This is a genomic window from Azospirillum cavernae, assembly GCF_003590795.1.
Taxonomy (GTDB): Bacteria; Pseudomonadota; Alphaproteobacteria; order Azospirillales; family Azospirillaceae; genus Azospirillum; species Azospirillum cavernae.
This window is the reverse complement of sequence record NZ_QYUL01000002.1, coordinates 1,475,744-1,497,358: the sequence shown is the minus strand read 5'-3', so window position 1 is coordinate 1,497,358 and position 21,615 is coordinate 1,475,744. Positions and strand designations below refer to the sequence as shown.

General features: G+C 68.0%; 23 protein-coding genes, 1 tRNA gene and 1 pseudogene. 20 read left to right on the top strand and 5 right to left on the bottom strand.

Translation table 11 applies throughout. From position 1 onward, the window contains the following. The first annotated feature begins 128 nt into the window (after nucleotides 1-128). From D3877_RS18560 to D3877_RS18545, 4 genes are all read left to right on the top strand, one after another. The gene (locus tag D3877_RS18560) at nucleotides 129-521 is read left to right on the top strand and encodes an NADH:ubiquinone oxidoreductase subunit NDUFA12 (RefSeq protein WP_119832151.1); all 393 of its coding nucleotides are present in this window, start codon (nucleotides 129-131) and stop codon (nucleotides 519-521) included. Between the two features lie 29 nt (nucleotides 522-550). After that, entirely contained in the window at nucleotides 551-1,042 is a 492-nt protein-coding gene (mlaD, locus tag D3877_RS18555; RefSeq protein ID WP_119832150.1) for an outer membrane lipid asymmetry maintenance protein MlaD, read from the top strand. 119 nt (nucleotides 1,043-1,161) lie between these two features. Then, nucleotides 1,162-1,920 (top strand): class I SAM-dependent methyltransferase, encoded by a 759-nt coding sequence (locus D3877_RS18550; RefSeq protein ID WP_119832149.1) that lies wholly within the window; start codon nucleotides 1,162-1,164, stop codon nucleotides 1,918-1,920. A gap of 101 nt (nucleotides 1,921-2,021) precedes the next feature. Then, the gene (locus D3877_RS18545; RefSeq protein WP_238474956.1) at nucleotides 2,022-2,435 is read left to right on the top strand and encodes a DUF2155 domain-containing protein; all 414 of its coding nucleotides are present in this window, start codon (nucleotides 2,022-2,024) and stop codon (nucleotides 2,433-2,435) included. Nucleotides 2,436-2,534: 99 nt separating this feature from the next. On the opposite strand, the gene D3877_RS18540 is transcribed toward D3877_RS18545, so the two are convergent. After that, nucleotides 2,535-3,203: an alpha/beta hydrolase gene (locus D3877_RS18540; protein ID WP_119832147.1), complete on the bottom strand. Its 669-nt coding sequence runs from the start codon at nucleotides 3,201-3,203 to the stop codon at nucleotides 2,535-2,537. Between the two features lie 299 nt (nucleotides 3,204-3,502). On the opposite strand from D3877_RS18540, the gene cysE reads away from it, so the two are divergent. The 12 genes and pseudogenes from cysE (at nucleotide 3,503) to D3877_RS30285 (ending at nucleotide 11,887) form a co-directional block, all read left to right on the top strand. Then, nucleotides 3,503-4,228 carry a serine O-acetyltransferase gene (gene cysE, locus D3877_RS18535; RefSeq protein WP_119832146.1) on the top strand — a complete coding sequence of 242 codons (726 nt, stop codon included), beginning with the start codon at nucleotides 3,503-3,505 and terminating at the stop codon, nucleotides 4,226-4,228. Beyond that, entirely contained in the window at nucleotides 4,225-4,707 is a 483-nt protein-coding gene (locus D3877_RS18530) for an Rrf2 family transcriptional regulator (protein ID WP_119832145.1), read from the top strand. The genes cysE and D3877_RS18530 overlap by 4 nt, the downstream gene beginning before the upstream one ends. Before the next feature lie 25 nt (nucleotides 4,708-4,732). Continuing rightward, nucleotides 4,733-5,857 (top strand): cysteine desulfurase family protein, encoded by a 1,125-nt coding sequence (locus tag D3877_RS18525; RefSeq protein WP_119832144.1) that lies wholly within the window; start codon nucleotides 4,733-4,735, stop codon nucleotides 5,855-5,857. 148 nt (nucleotides 5,858-6,005) lie between these two features. After that, entirely contained in the window at nucleotides 6,006-6,416 is a 411-nt protein-coding gene (locus D3877_RS18520; protein WP_119832143.1) for a hypothetical protein, read from the top strand. A gap of 34 nt (nucleotides 6,417-6,450) precedes the next feature. Beyond that, entirely contained in the window at nucleotides 6,451-6,783 is a 333-nt protein-coding gene (locus D3877_RS18515; RefSeq protein ID WP_119832142.1) for a ferredoxin family 2Fe-2S iron-sulfur cluster binding protein, read from the top strand. 119 nt (nucleotides 6,784-6,902) lie between these two features. Beyond that, complete coding sequence (mnmA, locus tag D3877_RS18510) at nucleotides 6,903-8,024, top strand: tRNA 2-thiouridine(34) synthase MnmA (protein ID WP_119832141.1); 1,122 nt, start codon at nucleotides 6,903-6,905, stop codon at nucleotides 8,022-8,024. 89 nt (nucleotides 8,025-8,113) lie between these two features. Then, nucleotides 8,114-8,188: transfer RNA gene (locus D3877_RS18505), tRNA-Met, on the top strand. A gap of 127 nt (nucleotides 8,189-8,315) precedes the next feature. Then, nucleotides 8,316-8,564, top strand: a complete 249-nt coding sequence (locus D3877_RS18500; protein WP_199720836.1) for a type I restriction-modification system subunit M N-terminal domain-containing protein — start codon at nucleotides 8,316-8,318, stop codon at nucleotides 8,562-8,564. Beyond that, entirely contained in the window at nucleotides 8,561-9,565 is a 1,005-nt protein-coding gene (locus D3877_RS18495) for a DUF4268 domain-containing protein (protein ID WP_119832140.1), read from the top strand. Before D3877_RS18500 ends, D3877_RS18495 begins: the two co-directional genes overlap by 4 nt. Nucleotides 9,566-9,765: 200 nt before the next feature. After that, nucleotides 9,766-9,888, top strand: a complete 123-nt coding sequence (locus D3877_RS30870) for a hypothetical protein (RefSeq protein ID WP_274379635.1) — start codon at nucleotides 9,766-9,768, stop codon at nucleotides 9,886-9,888. Nucleotides 9,889-9,966: 78 nt separating this feature from the next. Then, nucleotides 9,967-10,770, top strand: a pseudogene (locus tag D3877_RS30625) (DEAD/DEAH box helicase family protein); the annotation flags it as partial. 133 nt (nucleotides 10,771-10,903) lie between these two features. Continuing rightward, the gene (locus tag D3877_RS30285; RefSeq protein WP_238474955.1) at nucleotides 10,904-11,887 is read left to right on the top strand and encodes a DUF3387 domain-containing protein; all 984 of its coding nucleotides are present in this window, start codon (nucleotides 10,904-10,906) and stop codon (nucleotides 11,885-11,887) included. Nucleotides 11,888-11,957: 70 nt separating this feature from the next. Here the strand turns inward: D3877_RS30285 and D3877_RS18485 are convergent, their stop codons facing one another. Genes D3877_RS18485 through D3877_RS18475 form a run of 3 tightly spaced genes read right to left on the bottom strand, consistent with a single transcriptional unit; the run spans nucleotide 11,958 to nucleotide 17,751 of the window. Beyond that, the gene (locus D3877_RS18485; protein ID WP_158599945.1) at nucleotides 11,958-13,769 is read right to left on the bottom strand and encodes a patatin-like phospholipase domain-containing protein; all 1,812 of its coding nucleotides are present in this window, start codon (nucleotides 13,767-13,769) and stop codon (nucleotides 11,958-11,960) included. Then, on the bottom strand, nucleotides 13,766-17,368 hold the full coding sequence (locus tag D3877_RS18480) for a CHAT domain-containing tetratricopeptide repeat protein (protein WP_119832138.1): 3,603 nt from the start codon (nucleotides 17,366-17,368) through the stop codon (nucleotides 13,766-13,768). The genes D3877_RS18485 and D3877_RS18480 overlap by 4 nt, the downstream gene beginning before the upstream one ends. Nucleotides 17,369-17,385: 17 nt before the next feature. Then, nucleotides 17,386-17,751, bottom strand: a complete 366-nt coding sequence (locus D3877_RS18475) for a hypothetical protein (protein WP_119832137.1) — start codon at nucleotides 17,749-17,751, stop codon at nucleotides 17,386-17,388. Nucleotides 17,752-17,991: 240 nt separating this feature from the next. Here D3877_RS18475 and D3877_RS29915 point away from each other — a divergent pair, with 240 nt between their 5' ends. The 4 genes from D3877_RS29915 to D3877_RS18455 are packed head-to-tail and all read left to right on the top strand — an operon-like array spanning nucleotide 17,992 to nucleotide 20,198. After that, nucleotides 17,992-18,147 carry a hypothetical protein gene (locus D3877_RS29915; RefSeq protein ID WP_158599944.1) on the top strand — a complete coding sequence of 52 codons (156 nt, stop codon included), beginning with the start codon at nucleotides 17,992-17,994 and terminating at the stop codon, nucleotides 18,145-18,147. Nucleotides 18,148-18,175: 28 nt separating this feature from the next. Continuing rightward, nucleotides 18,176-19,222 carry a type III polyketide synthase gene (locus D3877_RS18465; RefSeq protein ID WP_119832135.1) on the top strand — a complete coding sequence of 349 codons (1,047 nt, stop codon included), beginning with the start codon at nucleotides 18,176-18,178 and terminating at the stop codon, nucleotides 19,220-19,222. Then, entirely contained in the window at nucleotides 19,222-19,764 is a 543-nt protein-coding gene (locus D3877_RS18460; RefSeq protein WP_119832134.1) for an isoprenylcysteine carboxyl methyltransferase family protein, read from the top strand. The genes D3877_RS18465 and D3877_RS18460 overlap by 1 nt, the downstream gene beginning before the upstream one ends. Next, nucleotides 19,761-20,198, top strand: a complete 438-nt coding sequence (locus D3877_RS18455; protein WP_119832133.1) for an EamA family transporter — start codon at nucleotides 19,761-19,763, stop codon at nucleotides 20,196-20,198. The genes D3877_RS18460 and D3877_RS18455 overlap by 4 nt, the downstream gene beginning before the upstream one ends. A 21-nt stretch (nucleotides 20,199-20,219) precedes the next feature. Here the strand turns inward: D3877_RS18455 and D3877_RS18450 are convergent, their stop codons facing one another. Beyond that, nucleotides 20,220-21,584 carry a glycosyltransferase gene (locus D3877_RS18450; RefSeq protein ID WP_119832132.1) on the bottom strand — a complete coding sequence of 455 codons (1,365 nt, stop codon included), beginning with the start codon at nucleotides 21,582-21,584 and terminating at the stop codon, nucleotides 20,220-20,222. Between the last annotated feature and the right edge of the window lie 31 nt (nucleotides 21,585-21,615).

The following is a 21,615-nucleotide window of genomic DNA, read 5'->3' as shown; positions in this document are numbered from 1 at the left end:
AAGCCGTTGCCGCCCCTGCCCTGTCGGCGGGTGTGGACGCGGCGTCTTCGCGGTGTCATAGTGCGGCCCGCATTCGACCGGCCCGCCTCGAACGGGGCGGGACAGCTTCCCCGAATCCGCGAGCGACGATGACCGAGCCACTCTCTCTGTTCACCAAACTGGCGAACATTCACATCAATTTCGTGACGTGGCGCCGGGGCGCGAAGGTCGGCAGCGACCGTTTCGGCAACGTCTATTACCGCAGCAAGACCACCCCCGCTGGCGCGCGCGAGCGCCGCTGGGTGATCTACGCCGGTGAGCCGGACGCGACGAAGATCCCGCCGGAATGGCACGGCTGGCTGCACCACACCTTCAAAGAGCCGCTGCCCGAAGGCTCCAGCAGCCTGCGCAAGCCGTGGCAGCAAGAGCATCTGCCCAACCTGTCCGGTTCGACCCAGGCCTACCGTCCGCCCGGCCACGCGCTGGCTGGCGGCGAGCGGGTGGCCGCGACCGGCGATTACGAGCCTTGGACTCCGGCCTGACCGGCCGGACTCCGCAGCAGGATCATCTTATGCGTCGGAACGTGATCGAAACCGTGCTGGGCGGCGTCGTGCTTGTCGCCGCTGGCGTCTTCCTGGCCTTCGCCTACAAAAGCGCGGATCTGCGCAAGGTGCAGGGTTATGAGGTGACGGCCAATTTTTCCAGCATCACCGGGCTGCAAAACGGCTCTGACGTGCGCATCAGCGGCGTGAAGGTCGGCAACGTCGTCGGCCTGTCGCTCGACCCCAAAAGCTATCAGGCGGTCGTCCATCTGGTGCTCGACAACACGGTCAAGCTGCCGAAGGACACGGCGGCGGTGATCGCGTCGGAAAGCCTGTTGGGCGGCAAGTTCCTGTCGCTTGAGCCGGGTGGCGACCCCGACCTCATCAAGCCAAACGGTCGCATCGAATACACCCAGAGCACGCCCGGTCTGGAGCAGCTTTTGGGTCAGGTCATCTTCTCGCTGCAAAGCATGAGCAAACCGGCGGAGTCCGCCGCCGGGGCGCAACCGCCGAAAATGTGAGCGGATCGCCAGCGCCATCGACCACGCGAAGGGGGCCATTCGGCCCCCTTTGTCGTTTGAGGCGCCGTGATCGTTTTGAAATCGGATCGTTCCGATATGACAATGAATGAAGGTTTGCAATGACCACCACCGATCAACGTTGGGAAGCGGGCGGCTACAAGCGGCACGCCGGATTCGTCCCGGAACTTGGCATGCCGGTGGTGGATTTGCTGGCTCCAGTGGCGGGGGAACGCATTCTGGATCTGGGTTGCGGCGAAGGCACCCTGACCGAACGTCTGGTCGGGTTCGGCTGCGCCGTGGTCGGCGCCGACGCCAGCCCGGAGTTTGTCGCCACGGCCAGCGCGCGCGGTCTCGACGCCCGCGTGATTGACGGCCACGCCCTGCCCTTCACGGCGGAGTTCGACGCCGTGTTCTCCAACGCCGCCCTGCATTGGATGACGCAGCCCGACGCGGTGATCGCCGGGGCGGCGCGGGCCTTGAAGCCCAACGGTCGTTTCGTTGCCGAATTTGGCGGCGCGGGCAATGTCGGGCGGATCGTCGCCGGGCTGGAGGCCGCGCTTGACCGGCGCGGGTTGGACGGCAAGGCCGCCAACCCCTGGTATTTCCCGACGCCCGACTCCTATCAGGCCAAGCTGGAAGCCGCCGGTTTCACCGTGCGCAGCATCGCGCTGATTCCGCGCCCGACGCCGCTGCCCACCGACATGGCCGGGTGGCTGACCACCTTCGCGCAAAGCTTCCTCAACCGCGTTTCGGAAGCGGAACGACCGGCCCTGATTGCCGAGGTTCTCGACTCCGTCGCCGCCGAGTTGCGCGACGCCGAAGGCCGCTGGACCGCCGATTACGTCCGCCTGCGCTTCGCCGCCGACAAGACGGTCTGACGTTCGCCGCATTCCTGCCCCACCCTCCTGTCATGGACGGCGACGCGCTTTCCGCGATAGAAGGCATGATCGCAGTTCCGCAACCACGAAAGCGATCCGACGTGACGACGTTTTCGACGCTCCTGTCCCGCTTGACCGGCGCGGCCCTTCTCGCCGCCGCCCTGCTGACCGCCGCCCTTCCGGCCAGCGCCGCCACCAAGCCGGAGCAGATGATCGCCCGCCCCGGCGCCAAGCTGCAATGGCTGGACAAGGTGACGGCCCGAACCTCCACCTTCACCATCGCGGTGGGGGAGACCAAGGCGATGGGCAGCCTGCGCATCACCCTGCGCGCCTGCCGGGAAAACCCGCCCATTGACCCGCCGGAAGCCGCCGCCTTTCTGGAGGTGACGGAAATCAAGCCCGGCGAGCAGGCCGAGACCGCCTTCAGCGGTTGGATGTTCGCGTCCAGCCCCGGCTTGTCGGCGATGGAAAACGCCATCTACGACGTTTGGGTCTTGTCCTGCGGCGCGCCCTGAACGGTCCCGTCGCCCACGCCTCAGGCATGAAAAAAGCCGCCGCTGGTCCCAGCGGCGGCTTTTCGTCATTCCGGTGACGTCACGACATCGGGCAAAGGCTCACTCGGCGACCGCCGGAATGGTCGGGCTGCTGCCGACCGCCTTGCCCAGATAATCATCGACCTGCACCGCCAGCTCATCGGTGCGGTTGACGAAGAAATGGTTCGCGCCGGGAACGACCCGGTGGTCGATGTGGATGTCCTTCTGGTGCGACAGCTTCGTCACCAGCTTCGTCACCGACGCCGACGGCACCAATTCGTCACGGTCGCCGTGGATGATGAGGCCGGAGGACGGGCACGGCGCCAGGAACGAAAAGTCGAACAGATTGGCCGGGGGCGACACCGACACGAAGCCGTCGATCTCGGGCCGCCGCATCAGCAACTGCATGCCGATCCAGGCCCCAAACGACACGCCGCCGATCCAGCAGACCGGAGCGTTCGGGTTGTAGGTCTGCAACCAGTCCAACGCGGCGGCGGCGTCGGCCAACTCGCCCTCGCCCTTGTCATAGGTTCCCTGGCTGCGCCCGACGCCCCGGAAATTGAAGCGCAGAGCCGAATAACCGCGCTTGGTGAAGGACTGGAACAGGGTGAAGACCACCTTGTTGTTCATCGTTCCATTGTGCTGCGGATGAGGATGCAACAGCAGCGCGACCGGGGCGTTCGGCTGCTTGCCATGGGTGTAACGGCCTTCCAGGCGACCGGCGGGACCGTTGATGAGCACTTCAGGCATGGGAGCGACGATCCTGACGCGAACGAAGGGTTGTCGAAACAGCCGCGAGGCCGAAAATCGGCCCCATCGGCGCGTTAACGGGGTTTCCCGTCACGGAGTGGGGGTTTTTCGCACACAATTCTTGACCAATTTGGTTGGTCATCCTATATGCGTCGATACGTCCTCCGGGGCAGCCCGCTTGTTCCGCTCCCCAAAGCCGGGCCGTTGCGGCGGCTGCGGCCTTAAGGGCGGTCGGATGAGGTCTTGTGAAAGATCACTCTTCCAGCAAGAGGGCGGACTATACCACGGCGGGTGATGGCGTGTTCAAGCATCTTCGCGAAGAGATCGACGGGATCCTGGCCCGCGACCCCGCCGCCCGGTCGCGGCTGGAGGTTGCGCTGTGCTATCCCGGCTTTCACGCGATCCTTCTGCACCGTCTGGCCCGCCGCTGCCATGACGCCGGATGGCGGTTGTCCGCGCGCCTGATCTCCCACCTCGCCCGCGCCTTGACCGGCATCGAAATTCACCCCGGCGCCACCATTGGCCGACGTTTCTTCATCGACCATGGCATGGGCGTCGTCATCGGCGAAACGGCTGACATTGGCGACGACGTCATGCTCTATCACGGGGTGACGCTGGGCGGCACGTCGTTGGAGCATGGCAAGCGGCACCCAACCTTGGGCGACGGCGTCATCGTCGGCGCGGGCGCCAAGATCCTCGGCGCGATCACCATCGGCACCGGCGCGCGGATCGGCGCCAACGCGGTGGTGGTCGCCGACGTCGCGCCCGGAACCGCCATGGTCGGCATCCCGGCCAAGCCGGTGACGCCGCGCAGCCCCGCCGACACCCAGACATTCCTGCCCTACGGCACGCCTTGCGGCGACCTTCCCGACCCCGTGGCCCGCGCCCTGTCCGGTCTGCTCGACCAGATGACGGCGCTGCAAGCCCGCGTGGCCGAGTTGGAGGACGCCGCCCTCACCCCCAACACCAGCGCTTCAGCCTCCCGCAACGGCGGGATCAGGGACGTTCAAGGAGACATGCGATGAGACTGAGCACCAAGGGACGTTACGCCGTGATGGCCATGGTCGATCTGGCGGCCACCAGCCAGGGCAGCCCGATCGCGCTCGCCGACATCGCCGAGCGGCAGGAAATCTCGCTGTCCTATCTGGAGCAGCTCTTCGCCAAGCTGCGCAAGGGCGGCTTGGTCAAGAGCGTGCGCGGCCCCGGCGGCGGTTATCTGCTGGCCCACCCGGCGGACGAAACCCGCGTGTCGGACATCATTCTGGCGGTGGACGAGCCAATCCGCACCACCCGCTGCGCCAACGGCACGCCGCAGGGCTGCCGCACCAACCGCTCGCGCTGCCTGACCCACGATCTGTGGGAAGAGTTGGGCAACCAGATCCACATGTATCTCAGCTCCGTCACCATCGCCGACGTGGTTGATCGGCGGATCATCGGCACCAGCGGCCTGCTGCTGGCCCGCCCGGTTCTGCCCGACAGCGACGCCGCCGTCGCCGCCGAGTGAGCGTCGCCGCGTGACCTCTGTTCGGATGAACCCACAGTCAGCCTCGGCGCGCGAGCGGATCTATTTGGACCACAACGCCACCACGCCGCTCAAGCCAGCGGTGCGGGCGGCGATGGTCCAGGCGATGGATCTGGTCGGCAACCCGTCGTCGGTCCACGCCTTTGGCCGCACCGCCCGCCGCGCGGTGGAGGAGGCGCGCGCCGCCGTGGCGGCGCTGGTCGGGGTGAAACCGGCGCAAGTGCTGTTCACTGGCAGCGGAACGGAAGCCAACAACATGGCGCTGCGCGGCTTTCCGGGCCGCGCCGTTCTGACCTCCGCCGTCGAGCATGAGTCGGTGTTGGCCGCCGATCCCGCCGCCGAACGGCTGCCGGTGACGCCTGACGGGGTGATCGACCAAGCCGCTCTGACGGCGGCGTTGGAGCAAACCAAGTCAGCGTTGCTGTCCCTGATGGTCGCCAACAATGAAACCGGGGTGATTCAGCCGGTGGCCGAGGCCGCGCGTCTGGCCCACGCGCAGGGCGCGTTGGTCCACGCCGACGCGGTGCAGGCGGCGGGTCGCTTGCCCCTGTCCTTCGCCGAACTGGGCGTCGATCTGCTGACCCTGTCGGCCCACAAGCTGGGCGGCCCGGCGGGCGTCGGCGCGCTGATTCTGGCCGAAGGGCTGGAACCGGAGTCGCTCATTCGCGGCGGCGGTCAGGAAAAGCGCAAGCGCGCCGGAACGGAAAATCTGCTGGGCATCGTCGGCTTCGGCGCCGCCGCCCGGCTGGCCCACGACGAACTGCCCAACGCCGCCGCCCTGGCCAGCCTGCGCGACCGGCTGGAGCGCGAGGCGCTGGCGGGCGCGCCGCAGGCCCGGATCATGGGCGCGGGCGCGGCGCGGGTTCCCAACACAAGCTGCCTGGTCCTGCCCGGCCTGTTGGGCGAAACCCAGGTGATGGCGCTGGATCTGGCCAGTGTGGCGGTCAGCGCCGGGTCGGCCTGCTCCAGCGGCAAGGTCAAACCGTCGCATGTGCTGGCGGCGATGGGGGCGGACGCCGTCACCGCCGCGTCGGCCATCCGCGTCAGTTTGGGCTGGACCAACGACGACGAGGCGGTGGACCGTTTCCTGACCGCTTGGTTCACTCTGGCCCGGCGGAGCGCGGCGGCGTGAGGCGTTCGGCCACGGTCGCCGCCGCGCACTTCAACCGGATGAAATCCCACATTGCGCCGGACGGCGGTTCTGGGTATGACGCGGCTGGAGCACCGACGCATGGCCTGTCGCGTGGCCTGTCGTCTTGGCGTTTTGGTGGACCACCCGCATGACCCGTTCCGATTCCGGCCCGTCCAACGGTGGCCCCGACACCCCCGCCCGCCCGCCCGCCCCGTGCGGCCAGTGCGGCGGCGCAGTCGGCCCGCGCGCGCTGTTCTGCCACGCCTGCGGCGCGGTGTTGCCGCCCGCCCCGCTCGATCCCTTCACCCGGCTTGGTCTGGAGCGCCGTCTCGACCTTGATCCGGCGCAGATCGCCCGCCAATACAGCGGCTTCGCCCGCGCCTTCGCCGGGGACCGCTTCGCCGACCGCGACGAGGCCCAGCGCGCCAACGCCAGCGCGCAGGCCGCCGCCCTGGCCGACGCGCTGGCGACCCTGACCGATCCAGCCCGCCGCGCCCACGCCCTGCGCGTTCTGCAAGGCGAATCAGCGGCGCAGGCGGACGCCCCGCCCATCCCTTAACCCGCCCACCCTTTTTGCAAAAACGAGGATTCCGATGCCCAAGATGACCTTCATCGAACTCGACGGCAGCCGCCGCGAGGTGGACGCTCCGCTCGGCCTGTCCGTTCTGGAAATCGCCCACAAGAACAGCCTGGATCTGGAAGGCGCCTGCGAAGGCTCGCTCGCCTGCTCCACCTGCCACGTCATCATCGAGCCGGAATGGTTCGACGTCCTGACCGAAGCGGCGGAAGATGAAGAGGATATGCTGGATCTGGCCTTCGGCCTGACCAAGACCTCACGCCTGGGCTGCCAGATCATCATGACCGAAGAGCTGGACGGGCTGGTCGTCCGCCTGCCCAGCGGCGCCAACAACGCGTCCAAGGGCTGACGTCCGGGAACACGGCGGGTTGACCCCACCAAGCCGCGCCGACCCCGCGTCGGCGCCTTGGTGGCGACGCCGCCCGCATCCCCGGCGCCGGTCCCGGCGCATTTTCGACAGTGAACGTTATGAACTCCCTCGGTCTTCCCAAGCGCCCCCAGGACACCCGCGTGGTCGTCGCCATGTCCGGCGGGGTGGATTCCTCCGTCACCGCCGCCGTGCTGCGGGAGGAGGGCTACGACGTCGTCGGCATCACCCTGCAACTCTACGATCACGGGCTGGCGGTGATGAAGGCGGGCGCCTGCTGCGCCGGTCAGGACATCTACGACGCCCGGCAGGTCGCCGAACGCATCGGCATCCCGCATTATGTGCTGGATTACGAAGGGCGCTTTTCCCAAGACGTGATGGATGATTTCGCCGACAGCTATCTGCGCGGCGAAACCCCGATTCCCTGCGTGCGCTGCAACCAGCGCGTCAAGTTCCGCGACCTGCTGAACACCGCCCGCGATCTGGGGGCCGAGGCGCTGGCCACCGGCCATTACGTCCGCCGCCTGCTCGGTCCGCAAGGGGCGGAACTGCACCGCGCCGTCGATCCGGGCAAGGACCAGAGCTATTTCCTGTTCGCCACCACGCGCGACCAGTTGGAGTTCCTGCGCTTCCCGCTGGGCGGGTTGACCAAGCCGGAAACCCGCGCGCTGGCCGAACGCCACGGGCTGGAGGTCGCGGCCAAGCCCGACAGCCAGGACATTTGCTTCGTGCCCGACGGTGATTACGCCGCCGTCGTCGCCAAGCTGCGGCCCGGATCGGTCGAGCCGGGCGACATCGTCCACATCGACGGGCGCGTGCTGGGCCGTCACCAGGGCGTGGTGCATTACACCGTCGGCCAGCGCAAGGGGCTGGGCATTGGCGGCATCCGGGGCGAGGACGAAGCGCTCTACGTCGTCCGGCTGGAGCCAGGGCAGCGCCGCGTCGTCGTCGGCCCGCGCCGCGATCTGGCCCGGTCGGTGGTGTCGGTGCGCGAGGTCAATTGGCTCGGCCCCGCCCTGCCCGACGGCGCCGGGCTGGAGGTGTCGGTCAAACTGCGCTCCGCCCAACCGCCCGCCGCCGCGACCTGGCGCATGGCCGCCGACGGAACCGCGCGGTTGGAATTGCACGAGCCGCAACACGGTGTCGCCCCTGGTCAAGCCTGCGTCGTCTACCAAAATGACCGCGTTTTGGGCGGCGGCTGGATCGCCGGAACCGCCCCGTAAAAAACTGAAAAAACTCCGCTCCGGCCTATTGACAGAAAACCGCCCTCTGCCCTATAGAAGCGGCCCGGCCAGCAACGACCGGACACGATGGCAGCGTAGCTCAGTGGTAGAGCAGGGGAATCATAATCCCTTGGTCGGGGGTTCAAATCCCTCCGCTGCTACCAATCGAAAAGCCAGTCAATCCCATGGGTTGGCTGGCTTTTTCATGTCGAGCCGAATCGGCCGTTCCGGGCGCCGGCAAGCACCCCGCAAGCAGGCGGTCGGTCCCACAGGTGAACGCGAGGACGCGCCATGCCGAAACCGCGCAAGACCGACCCCAAGAAAACCGCAACCGGCGCCGCGAAAACGGACTTCAAGCAGACGCTGTGGGCCGCCGCCGACAAGATGCGCAAGCACACCGACGCGGCGGAGTACAAGCACATCGTGCTTGGGCTGATCTTTCTGAAATACATCTCCGACCGTGACCACCCGCTGCCCAGACCAATGTCCGGCGAAATCCGTATCAAGGATGCCGAGCGCATGGTGGGAGACGTGGCATGACCGGCGCCAAGCTCGGGCGGTTGGAGAAGCTGGACCCGCGCGACATCTGGGCGACCGAGACCGGGGACTTCACGCCCTGGCTGGCGCGGGCGGAGAATCTGACGCTGCTGGGTGAGACCATCGGGTTGGAGTTGGAACTGGAGGCGACGGAGCGCAACGTCGGGGCGTTCCGAGCCGACATCCTGTGCAAAGACACCGACACCGGCCATTGGGTGTTGATCGAGAATCAACTGGGGCGCACCGACCACGGACATCTCGGCCAGTTGCTGACCTACGCGTCGGGACTGGAGGCGGTCACCATCGTGTGGATCGCCGCCAGCTTCACCGACGAGCACCGCGCCGCGCTCGACTGGCTGAACCAGATCACCGACGACCGCTTCGCCTTCTTCGGGCTGGAGGTCGAGCTGTGGCGCATCGGCGATTCGCTCGCCGCGCCGAAGTTCAACATCATCTCGAAACCAAACGCGTGGAGCCGTTCGGTATCGCAGGCGGCCTCCGCCATCGCCGCCGACACGCTGACCGACACCAAGGCGTTGCAGCTCGACTACTGGACGCGGTTCCGCGATCATCTGCTCTTGAATCACTCGCCCATCCGACCGCAGAAGCCCTATCCACAGCTTTGGATGTATTTCGGCATTGGCCGGTCGGGCTTCAAGCTGATGGCGGTCTTGAACAGTGTGGACGATTGGATCGGCGTCAATCTGGTGATCGACGCGGTCGATGCCACGGCGTTCTTCCATCTCCTGCACGAACGGAAAGAGGAGATCGAGGCCGCTGTCGGGACGGCGCTTGATTGGCGAGATCTCCCCGATAAAAAATCCTGCCGCATCCTGCTGCGCCGCCCCGGAGCCAACCCGCTCGATCAGACCGCTTGGCCCGACTATATGGCCTGGATGCGGGATAAGTTGGAACGCTTCGCCGAGATCTTCGGCCCCCGCCTCCGCGCGCTGAACGCCGCCGACTGGAAACCTGCGGCGATGGTCGTGGACGATATGGCGTAACGCCCAACTGCCCCCGACCGGGCGCGAAACACACTAATGGATGAATCGCCGCGCCGTCGCGTGAAGATCTTCGGCCCTCCGCACGCACCGATCGATGCTCTGTTTCGCAGCGACCGCTCCGCCTACGTCGCAACCCACGAAGACTTCCAACAGGATGAGGACCCAGGGACCGAACCCGCCCTGGAGGCGGAGGGGGCATCATGAAGATGAGCGAAAGCGCGGTCGAGGCCGCCGCCTTGGCGTGGTTCGTCGGCATCGGCTACAAGATCGCCCATGGCGCGGAGATCGCCCCCGGCGCGCCCGGCGAAGAGCGGCCCGATTAACCACAGCATGGTGCTGGCCGGGCGGCTGCGCAACGCCCTGGCGACGCTGAACCCGACCCGGCCCCGGCGCTGGACGAGGTGGCGCGCAAGGTCATGCGCTCCGACAGCCCCAATCCGGTCGCCGACAACCGCGCCTTCCACCGCCTGTTGACCGATGGCGTGCCGGTGGAATACCGGACGCGCGAGGGCGCCGTCAAACACGGCCTCGCCCGGCTGTTCGACCAGACGCGCACCGGCCGCAACGACTGGCTGGTCGTCAACCAGTTGACTGTTCAGGAGGGCGCCGCCACCCGGCGGCCCGACCTTGTCGTCTTCGTCAACGGCGACGAGACGGCCCCGCCGGGACAGGCTGAGCTTCAGGTCGTCATCGAGGGGGTCTTCGCCCCCGAACGCTTCCTCGACCTTGTCCGCCACTTCGTCGTGTTCGAGGATGACGGGGAGACGGTGGTCAAGAAGATGGCGGCCCACCACCAGTTCGACGCCGTCAACAAGGCGGTCGAGGGGACGGTGACGGCGACCGCCCAGGGCGGCGACGGCAAGGCTGGCGTGATCTGGCACACCCAAGGCTCGGGCAAGAGCCTGACCATGGCCTTCTACGCCGGAAAGATCATCCAACGGCTGGACAACCCGACCATCGTCGTGCTGACCGACCGCAACGACCTGGACGAGCAGCGTTTCGACACTTTCGCCGATTGCAAGGGGTTGCTGCGGCAGACTCCGGAGCAGGCCGATGGGCGCGGCGACCTGAAGGTGAAGCTTGACGTCGCCTCGGGCGGGGTGATCTTCACCACCATCCAGAAATTCCTGCCCGATCCGGGCATGCGTTACCCGGCGATCTCGCAACGGCGCAACGTCGTCTTCATCGCCGACGAGGCGCACCGCAGCCAATACGGCCTGCGCGGCGCGCTGCGGACCGACAAGCGGACGGGAGAGGCCAAGGCTCGCTCAGTTCACCGTGGCCGACCATCCCGCCGAGGACGACATCGGGCGCCCCCAGGACACCGCCGTCGCGCTGATGAAGGAAAAGCACGAGGTGGTGCTGGCGATGCTCCACGGCTTCGACCATCGCGGCTTCTTCACGGCTCGACCGGGGGATCAACTCACCCTCATCAAATCGGCCGCCGAGCATATCCTGACGCTGGACGCCGGGGAACCGGAAGACCGGCAAGGCGACGGACGGCGGCGTTTCGCCGTGGCGGTCAGCGCCCTGACCACGGCGCACGCCCTGTCGGCGCCGCACCCGGACGCCAGAGGGATTGACGGCGACGTCGCCTTCTTCCAGGCGGTGCGGGGCACCCTGTTGAAATACGCGATGACCGACGATGGCGACGGCGAGACCGGCGGCGTCATCAAGGACGCGGCCATCCGGCAACTCGTCTCGCAGGCGATCACCACCGACCGCATCATCGACGTCTTCCGCGAAACGGGGATGGAAAAGCCGAACATCTCCATCCTGTCCGACGAATTCCTCGCCGAGGTGCGGGACATGCCCCAGCGCAACCTCGCGCTGGAGGCGCTGAAGAGGCTGTTGAACGACGAGATCCGCCTGCGCGAACGGCGCAACCTGATCGAGGCCCGCCATTTTTCGGACATGCTGAAGGACGCGATCCGCCGCTATCACAACCGCGCCATCGACACCGCCCAGGTCGTTCAGGAATTGATCGACATCGCCAGGCAATTCCGCGACGCCGCCCAACGCGGCGAGGCTCTCGGCCTTTCGGATGAGGAGCTGGCCTTCTATGACGCGCTGGCCCTCAACGACAGCGCGGTGCAGGCCATGGGCGACGACGACTTGAAAATCATCGCCCGCGAGTTGGTCGTTACCGTCAGGAACAACGTCGGCATTAATTGGACCCAAAAGGAATCCGTGAAGGCCAATCTGCGCCGCATGGTCCGCCGGATCCTGAAGAAATACGGCTACCCGCCGCAACGACAGGAAGAAGCCACCCTGACCGTGATCCAACAGGCGGAACTCTTCGGTGACACACTGGTGCGGTGACGGCGCATTTTCGACAAGAGGCGGGCCGATGATGGGGGCGCCGCTCTTTGCGAAACGCCCCGCCGCCGGATCAGGCCTGTTCTCCGGGAAATGTCCTTGTGTTGATGTCGGCGATGGCGGCGGCGATCTGGGCGCGCGCCGTCTCAAGGAGCTTCGCGCGGATCCCGCCCGGAACATTCCAGGCGATGGCGAACCAGCCGATGCCAGTTTCCACGCCAGCCCTCGCCTTCAGCTTTGCCCACCAGTCGCCCGTCGTCGCCCGAGCGTCGTTGCGCAGCCCCTTTTGAATTTCGGCATAGACGGCGTCAATGCGCGCGACCAGCGCCCGGTCGAGCGGGTCGCCCTCGGCGAAGGACAGGGCGCCGGCGGGCCAGGACGGGGACGCCTTCCAATCCTCGTCCTGGTCGAACAGCGGGATGATGGGGAGATGCGTCGGGTCGTCGGGAACGGCAAAATTCGTCCGGGCCGTGTCGCTCCAGGTGTTCGTGAACAGCGGGTTGCTCTCCGGCAAGGCGAAGTGATGGCGCAGGAAGTTGCGTGCGTTCTTGCGGCCCAGCATGTAGTCGTGATGCCGGTAGGCTTCGGAAAAGAAACCGAGAAAGGAGCCAAGCGCGCCGCTGGCGATGGCGCGGGCGCCGCGCGCGCCGTCGCGGCTGGGGGCGATCAGAAAGCGGCTGTAGACATCGTCGTTCATCGCCAGATCAAGCTCGCTCGGCTTGAAGCGCGCCTGGTTCTTCATGGCGCTGAACAGCGCCTTGGCGACGTCGGTCAGCGGGCGGGAGTCGTCCTCCGGCCCGAAGCCGTCCGGCTCGCAGAAGGGGTCGATCATCACGACGGCGCGGTTGGCCTCCTCGCCTTTGCGCGGGTTGAACCCGATGGCGCCCGCCAGGGTCATGCGGGCCAACTCGAACGGCTCATTGTCCATCACGCCGCCATCGACGCAGAGGAATTTGCAGAGCGGCGGCTGGTTGGGCGGCCAGGACGGGGTCAGCGGCGTCATGGTGTTCGCGACCTTGTCCCGTTCGGCACCGCCCGGCAGGCGGCAGTCGTAATCGCCGATCCAGCGTTCCAACGGGCGCGGGGCGAGCGCCAGCGGAAAGGCGCCGGTCGCCAGCGCCGCCTGGACCAGCCCCTTCCATTCCGGCTTGGCGCTGTCGTTGACGCCGCTCAGCGTGACATAGCCGCCGACCGACGGCGGGGTCGGCATGGAATAGGCCGGCGTGTCGCCCAACCCCGTCAGCAGAAAGGCCATGTGGTCGCGGTGCATCAGCATGTCGTGGCCGAAGCCGGGGGCGCCGCGATGGTGCAGGCGATAGGGCACGCCTCGCAGGTTGGTGACGGCCAGCAGCACCGGCAAGGCGTCGGGCAGCCAGGAGCGTTTGGGCGGCGGCGGCCCGCGATAATCCACCGCCTGACCGGCGATCTTTGACAGCACGGCGCAGTCGAGCAGCGACGGCACGCGGCCATCCCGCAGATCCGTCGCGCCAAGCAGCGGGGCGATGTCGATGCCCTTGACCCAGGCGCGGTAGAGCGGGTTGCGGTCCTTGTCCGCCGCCTTGTCGTCATAGGGCGCGGCGGGGGAGACATGGGGGAAATCATATTTCAACGCCACCCCGGCGATGGCCCCGACCATGCCGCCCGCCGACGCCCCGGCGATGACGCGCAGCACGACCGTGTGGTTGGGGATGTCGGGATCGCCCTTGGCCTTCTCCGCCTCCCAACGGTCGAGCGCCTCGACGAGGCTGTCGATCACCCCCGCCGAATAGGCCCCGCCCGAAATCGCCCCCGCCAGGACGAGACCGATCTCGAAGACGCCGGGATCCGGCTTGTCGCGTTGGTTCGGAAACCAGTGATCCCAATCAGACGCGGCGACTTGGCTCATGGCGTCGGCTCCGTCGGTGGGGGTGCGGTGAGGGCGGCGAAAAGTTCGGGCCATTCGGCGCGGGCCTGTTCGGTCAGGGCCGGCAGGGCGGCGCGCACGGCGTCGGGCAACGGCGCCCCGGTCTGCCGCCGCCAACTCTCCTCCAGCGCCGGCAGGCCAAGCACGGCGGTGAACAGGGCGATGTAGAGTGGCGCTGGCTGGGTCATGGGATGAGGAAATTCGGGAAAGAGCGCGACCGCGCGAACCATCCAGTCCAGCGCGGACGGCAGAGCGCCGCGTTGCTCATCGAGAAGCCCAAGCGCCCCATACGTCTTGGACAAGCCCGGACGGTCGCCCAGCGCTTCCCGGATCTCCAACGACTTACGGTGCCAAGTCTCCGCACCCGGATCATCGCCGCGCTGTTTCGCGACATTGCCCAGTTGATGGTAGGAACCCGCCATTCCCGGACGGTCGCCCAGCGCTTCCTTGATCGCCAGCGACTGGCGGTACCAAGCCTCCGCGCCGGGCAGACGGCCTCGCCGAAAAGCGACATTGCCCAGTTGATGGTAGGAAATCGCCATTCCCGGACGGTTGCCCAGCGCCTCCTCAATCTCCAGCGACTTGCGGTACCAAGCCTCCGCGCCCGGAAAATCGCCGCGCCCCTCCGCGACCATGCCCAGTTGATGGTAGGAACTCGCCATTCCCGGACGGTCGCCCAGCGCTTCCTTGATCGCCAGCGACTGGCGGTACCAAGCCTCCGCGCCGGGCAGACGGCCTCGCCGAAAAGCGACATTGCCCAGTTGATGGTGGGCAACCGCCAACATGCGGCGAGCGCCGTCATGGGTGGCGGATTCCAGGGCTTGGCGAGTGCGATCATACGCGGCCTCCGCCGCGTCGAGATGTCCAGCCTCCATCGCCCGGTTGGCGTCGCTGCCAACGGCGAACAGCCACAGGTCGCCCGCCAACGTCCCGAACAGGGGCGGGGCGGCGTCCGGACCTTCGGTGGCGATCCGGCACCGCCGCGCCCATCCGGCGGCCTCGCCGAACAGCCCACGAGAATTGAAATACGCGTTGAGCGGCTGAAGGATGCGCTGTGCCTCTTCAAAAGCGCCCCGCTCCAGGGCCAAGCCAAGGAAGCGGCCCAGGGAGCGACGCTGAAGCGTCAGCACCGCCATCACGGTTTCGGCGGAACCACCCCGCCACTGCCTCGACAGCCATGCGCCCAACCCGGCATAGGCGGTGATGAAGGCGGACTGCCCGCCCGCCTCCTCATCCGCGAATCCCTCCCCGGCCCCCCGCCGCCACAGCGCCCGCAGCCGCCCCGGCAAGGCCGGGTGCAGCGCGAACATGGCACCACCCAGCCCGGTCAAAAGCCCGACCGCCGCCGCCCCACCGAGCGTTTCCGCCCAAGCGGCGCAGGCCACACCCCGGAAACGCTCCGGCATCTCCTCGCCCTCGCAGGCCAGTCCCAGCACATTGACGTCCGCCACCCCCTCGAACAGCGACAGCAGGGGCAGGCGGGCCTGGAGGGCGGGGGGAAGTTGCGAGAGGGAGTAATCGATGCAGGCGTCCAGCGTGGCGTGGCGGCCCTGGCCTCCCGGTGTGGCGGGCAGCGGCGTTTCGCCGCGCAGCCCCTTCAGCAGGGTGGCGGCGTCGTGGTTGGCCAGATGGGGCAGGACGAGGCGCAGGGCCAGCGGGTGGCCGTCCAGCGCCTCCATCAAGTCGGCGAAGGCCGGTTCCGCGCGCCGCGCCTGCGCGGTGGGAAGGGCGGTCAGCAGATGGTCGGCGTAGTCGGTCGCCTCCCCCTCGCCCAGACCGCCGAGTTGCAGGCGATGGACGTCGCCCAGCCAATCCTCCGCCGTGCGGCTGGTCAGGATCACGGCGCTGCGGCTCTGCCGCGCCACCTCGGCCAGGAAATCGCGAATCGCCGCGCGCTCGTCCCCGCTCAGCGGCGGGGTGGCGCCCTGGGGGTCGTGCATGCTGTGGACCGATTCGACGTTGTCCCAGACCAGCAGCATCCGGCGTTCCCGCAACACCTCCAGCAGCAGGTCGCGCCGCTGTCCGGCATCCCGTGTCTGGCCGATGAAGTCGGCGCCGAACAGGCGCAGGCCGATGGACGACACCACCCCGTCCAGCCCGAAGCTGGCGATTCCCGGCTCGAAGGAATGGAAGAACACCCAATCCGGGCGGTCCAGCGCCCCGGTGTCGCGCCACCAGCGGGCGAAGCCCTTGGCCAGTTCGGTCTTGCCGGCGCCGCCGGGGCCATGGACCACGGCGACGCGCGTGCGCCGCAAGGCGCGTTCCAACTCCTGAAACGCCGCGTCGCGCCCGAAGAAGACGCCGCCCATGGCGGTCAAATCCTCTTCGCCATGCACCCCCTCGGGCAACGGCGGCGGAGCGCGCAGCGCCGCCAAGCGCTCGCTCAACGGGCCAAGGCCGCTGCGGGGGAGCGGGCGCAGATGGGGAAACGCGATGGCGCGGCGGGCGTAATGCACCGGCACCACCCAATCGCGCAGCGGCAGCCTGCCCTTCAGGCTGGGGCGCAGCGGGTTGGCGAGCATCTGCGACCGCCCGGCGGTGACGGCGCGCGAGACGCTCTTGCCCTGGAACAGCGCCTCGTAGAAGGCGGCCATGAACTCCGCCGCCGCGACCGCGTAGACGGAATGGCTCATCGCCACGACCGAGGCGACGCCCGCCTGGACCAGCCGCGTCGCCACCGCCGCCTCCGGCCCGTCGCCCCCGTCGATGGCGGCGGAGCGGCAGGCGTTGAACACCGCCACCGGGACATGGGCGTCCTTCAACGCGCCCGCGATGACGGAGGCGGGCGCCGGATGTTCGGCCCCCTCCTCCGTCTCGAAGATCAGATAGCCTTGCGGCCCGGCGTCGCGGAACTGGTCGCGGACGAAGCCGCTGGGCGACGCGACGCCGAACGCGCCATGGCCGTCGAAATGCAGGATGTGGAACGGCGCCCCGGCCTCCGCCGCCGCGTTCAGGCGGGCGGTCATGGCCTCGAGCGTCGGCGGGCGCAGCACCTCCAACTCCACCTTGCCGGCGACGGCGTCGAGCCGCTTCATCAGCGGTCGGGCGATGGTGCGGAAAGCGACGTCCCGCGCCCCATAGGGGCGGGCGATGACCACCAGAACCCGCAGCGTTTCACCCGGCGGCACCGCCTCCGCCGCCGATTCCACCGTCACGCTGCGGTCCAGCCCGGCGAGGTCGAACAGCAGCGGCGCCGCTCGGTTCGGGTCGCGCAGCAGCTCCCACGGGATGCCGAGAAAGCCGGGATCGTTGGACAGCAACAGCAACTCCGGCCCCGCCGTTTCCATCGCCTTTTGATAGGCGTCGCGACCGGGCTTGCCGGGGCCGAACAGCGCGTCGAACAGCCGCTCGCCCCAGCCATCGAGCCGCGACTCGATCTCCGCCCCGCGCTCGCCATAGACGGCGACGGGGATGCTCAGATAATCCTCCAGATACCAACGCAGATCGGCGCGCTCCTCCGCCGTCAGCGGGTTCTGGAAGGCGACCGAATCGCCCGCCGGATCGGGCAGCATGTGACCCGCACGATGCAGGCTGACCTGGATTTGGCCGCCCTGTTCCTGAACGATCAGCCGCGTGGTCATGCCGTTGGTCCTTCCGCTCAGGGCAGGTCTTTTTTGGTTTGGGCGATGAGTTCCTCCACCGTCCGGCGGATCGCCGCGTCACGATCCTGCGCTGGCAGGGCGGGCGGCAGCCGCCCGTCGCGTTCCAGCCGGTCGATCACCCGAATCGCGACATCCTCCACCCCCGGCGTTCCGCCAGCCTTGCCAAGATCCTGGTGGATCTGCCACCCGAACTGAGCCGCCGCGACGATCAGGCTGGCCAGCGCCAGAGAATCGCCAAGCCTCGAGAAGGCGACGACGGGGCCGTCGGCTCCCTGGGCCAGCACCAGCTCGACGCCCTGAAGGACGGTGGGGTCGAAACGCAGCGCGGCGGCGCGTGCCGCAATGGAAATTGTTGAATTCATATTCCCTTATCCCGATGCGTTTCCCCAAAATCATCGCCCATAGATTTTGCCATGGCAAGAGAACGAACGCTTCAAAATGGTGATACGCGTGTGGTGAAGCGGCGCACACGAAGGAGCGCCAATAAAATTTGCCAATCCATGGAGTTTTTATCAGGCGCCACCCTTGTGACGCTTGGTCCCGGATGGCGTGATCGCCTCCACCCACGCGTCCCAAGCTTTCCGGCGTTCGTCCAGATCGGCATGGCGACGACCATCGAATTGCCGCCCGGCAGCACCGTCACGCCGATGGAGCAGCCTTCCACCGTCGAAACCCGGCGGCCGTGCGGGATTTCGCGCTTCCCGCCCAGAGCGCTCACTCGGCCCTTCGGCGGATCGGCCTTTGTCGGCATGGACTAAGGCGCGGACGCGCCACACATTGTGCGCCATGATGACCGATCCCCGCCTGCTGTCGGTTGCGACGGCGCTGCCACCCCATTGTTTTGACCAAGAGGCGACGCTGGCCGCCGCGCGGGCGATGTTCGCGCATCGCATGCGCGATTTCGACCGGCTGGCCCCCGTCTTCGCCAACGCCGGGATCCAGACCCGCCACGCCGTGCGGCCCCTTGAATGGTATCTGGAGCCGCATGGCTGGCCGGAACGCGCCGCCATCTTCACCGATTGCGCGCTGGATCTGCTGGAAGAGGCGGGGACCAAGGCGCTGGAGCGCGCCGGGCTGCGCCCCGCCGACATCGACGCCATCGTCTGCGTCACCACCACCGGAATCGCCACGCCCAGCCTGGAGGCGCGGTTGCTCGACCGCATGGGCTTTCGCCCCGACACGGTGCGCCTGCCGATTTTCGGGCTGGGCTGCGCCGGGGGCGTTCTGGGGCTGGCGCGGGCCGGGATGATGGCGCGGGCCATGCCGGGATCGACCGTGCTGTTTCTGGTGGTGGAGCTGTGCTCGCTCGCCCACCGCAGCGAAGAGGCGACCCCCACAAATCTGGTGGCGACCGCCCTCTTCGCCGACGGCGCGGCGGCGGCGGTGCTGCGCGCCGGGGACGGACGCGGGCCGCGCCTGCGCGCCAGCGGGGAGCACACCTGGCCCGGCACGCGCGGGATCATGGGCTGGCGGGTGGAAAGCGACGGTTTCGGCGTGATCTTCAGCCAGGACATTCCCAAGCTGGTCCGCGACCGCCTGCCCCCGGTTCTCGACGCTTTCCTGAGCAAACAAGGGATGACCCGCGCCGATCTGGCGGGCGTGATCTGCCACACCGGCGGCACGAAGGTGCTCCAGGCGCTGGCGGAGGTTCTGGCCCCGGCGAGCGACGGGATGGACGACGCTTGGGCGGTGCTGCGCGATTGTGGCAACATGTCGGCGGCCAGCGTGATGTTCGTGCTGGAGCGGCGCTTGTCGCGCGGGGCGACGGGGCCGCAGTTGATGGTGGCGCTCGGCCCCGGCTTTTCCGCCGCGCTGACCTTGCTGGAGCTGTGATGAGCCTCGGGGCGCCGCACGTCATATTGCTGCTGGTGGCCGCCCAACGGCTGCTGGAGTTGGCGCTCGCCAAACGCAACACCGCCCGGCTGCTGGCACAGGGGGCGCGCGAGGTCGGGGCGGGCCATTACCCGTTGTTCGTCCTGCTGCATGGCAGTTGGCTGCTGACCCTGTTCCTCGTCGTCCCGGCGGACGCGCCGGTCAATCTTTGGCTTTTGGCGCTGTTCGCGCTGCTCCAGGCCGGGCGGGTCTGGGTGATCGCCACGCTGGGGCGGTTCTGGACCACGCGGATCATCACGCTGCCCGACGCCCCGCTGGTGCGGCGCGGCCCCTTCCGCTGGGTTCGCCACCCCAATTACCTGATCGTCGCCGGAGAGTTGGCGGTGTTGCCGCTGATGTTCGGGCAGGTGGGGCTGGCGCTGTTGTTTTCCGTCCTCAATCTTCCCCTGACGCGCCACCGCGTGGCTGTGGAGAACGCCGCCCTGCGCGACCGACCCAACGCGCCCTCCCCGACCATCGCCGTCCCTGAGGGATCCCGATGACCGAAGGTCCGCTTCCCGTTTGGCTTTTCTGGGCGCTGCTGTCCGCCAGCTTCGCCGCCGCCACGGCGATTTTGACCAAGCTGGGGGTCGAGGGGGTTCACCCGGACGTCGCCACCCTGATCCGCACGGTGGTGGTTCTGCTGATGCTGGCGATCCTGGTCGGCGCGTCGGGCGTCGGGTTGTCGCTGTCCAGCCTGTCGGGGCGGACGTGGCTGTTTCTCACCCTGTCGGGGCTTGCCACCGGGGCGTCCTGGCTCTGCTACATCCGGGCGCTGCAACATGGACCGGCGGCCCAGGTCGCGCCGGTGGACAAGCTGAGCGTGGTGTTCGTCGCGCTGTTCGGCGTCACCCTGCTGGGCGAGCGGCTGTCCGCCGCCAATTGGTTGGGCGTTGGCCTGATCGCGGCGGGGGCGGCGTTGGTCGCGCTGAAGTGACGGGCTGAAACCCTCAAGCCCTCAGCCAAGCCGGGCCTGAACGGCGCGCCAGAAGGCCGCCGGGTTCAGCCGGTCGCGGACATGGTCGCGGCCCCGTTCGGCGATGGCGCGGGCTTCGGCGGGATGGTCCTGATAATGGCGGGCCTTGGCGGCCAAATCGGCGGCGTCGGTGAAGGGGACGTAATGTTCCATCGGGCGCAACCAATGCTCGGTCGCCGGGTTGGCCTGCTCCAGCAGCAGCGCGCCGGACAGCAGCGCCTCGAACACCCGGCCTTTGACATGCGGCGCGCCGCCGGTCTGGCTCAGCGGCAGATTGATGGTCATTTGGGAGCGGCGCAACGTCGCGGCGTAATCGGCCAAGCTGAGCGGCGCGTCGCCGCGCTGGCCCCCGGCGACGTGGATGGACAGGCCCGCCACTTGCGCCTGCGCCAGAAAGGCGGCGCGGGCGGCGCGGACTTGGCCGACGAAGCTGATCGGGATGTCGCGCGGCCCGCCATCGTCGCGGAACAACGCCCCATCGACCGGCGACCACGCCCCCAGCACGGGCAACCCCGGCAGCCGCGCCTGCGCCAGCGACGGCGGCAGATCGAGCGACACCACCAGATCGACCAACTCCGCCAGCGGCGCGGCCGGCGCGACGCCCCAATCATCGGCCATGTCATAGAGCATGACCGCCAGCTTGAAGCCGTGACGCCGCTTCAACCCCGCAAGCGTCGCGACGGAAGGGTCGAGCGCCGTCAGCAGTCCGTTCACCTGCGGCGACAGCATCACCACGTCGGGATTAACCTCCGCCACCGCCCGCGCGAACAGGGAATCGAGCGGCAGGCCGTGGCCGCGCGCCAGATCATCGACGAAAAAACCGACCGACGCGCCGGGAATCGCCGTCTCCCGGCCATCGATGGTGAAGATCAGGCAATTGGAATCGCCGCGCCGGGGATCCAGCAGGAACCAGCGTTCGCTGACGAACAGGATCACCGGATCCCGTCGTTGGCCACGCGGCGCGATGGCAACGGCGCGGCCAGGCTCCGGCGACCAGCCCAGGGGGTGGGGCGGCGCGTCCTCCGGCCCCAGACCGGCGCGGATCTCGGCCAGCAGGGCGCGGCAATAGCTGGCGCTCGCCAGATCGGCGCGGCCCAGCGCCTCGTAGCTTTTCTGCAAATCCTGGTGGAAGACCGGGACGAAGGGGTGCAGGGCGGCGGCCCGCTCCAACCAGGGTATGGACGCCTGCGCCTGCCCCGCTTGACGCAGAAACACGCCATACAGCCGCAACGCGTTGTGGTTGGCGGGGTTGAAGCCCAACACCCGGCGCAGCAGCGTCACCGCCTTCAACGCGCGGCCCGCGTGGTGGAACGCGATGGCGGCGTCGATCACATCCTGTTCGGTCATGCTTTGATCCGGCACGGTTGGCGGCTCCGCA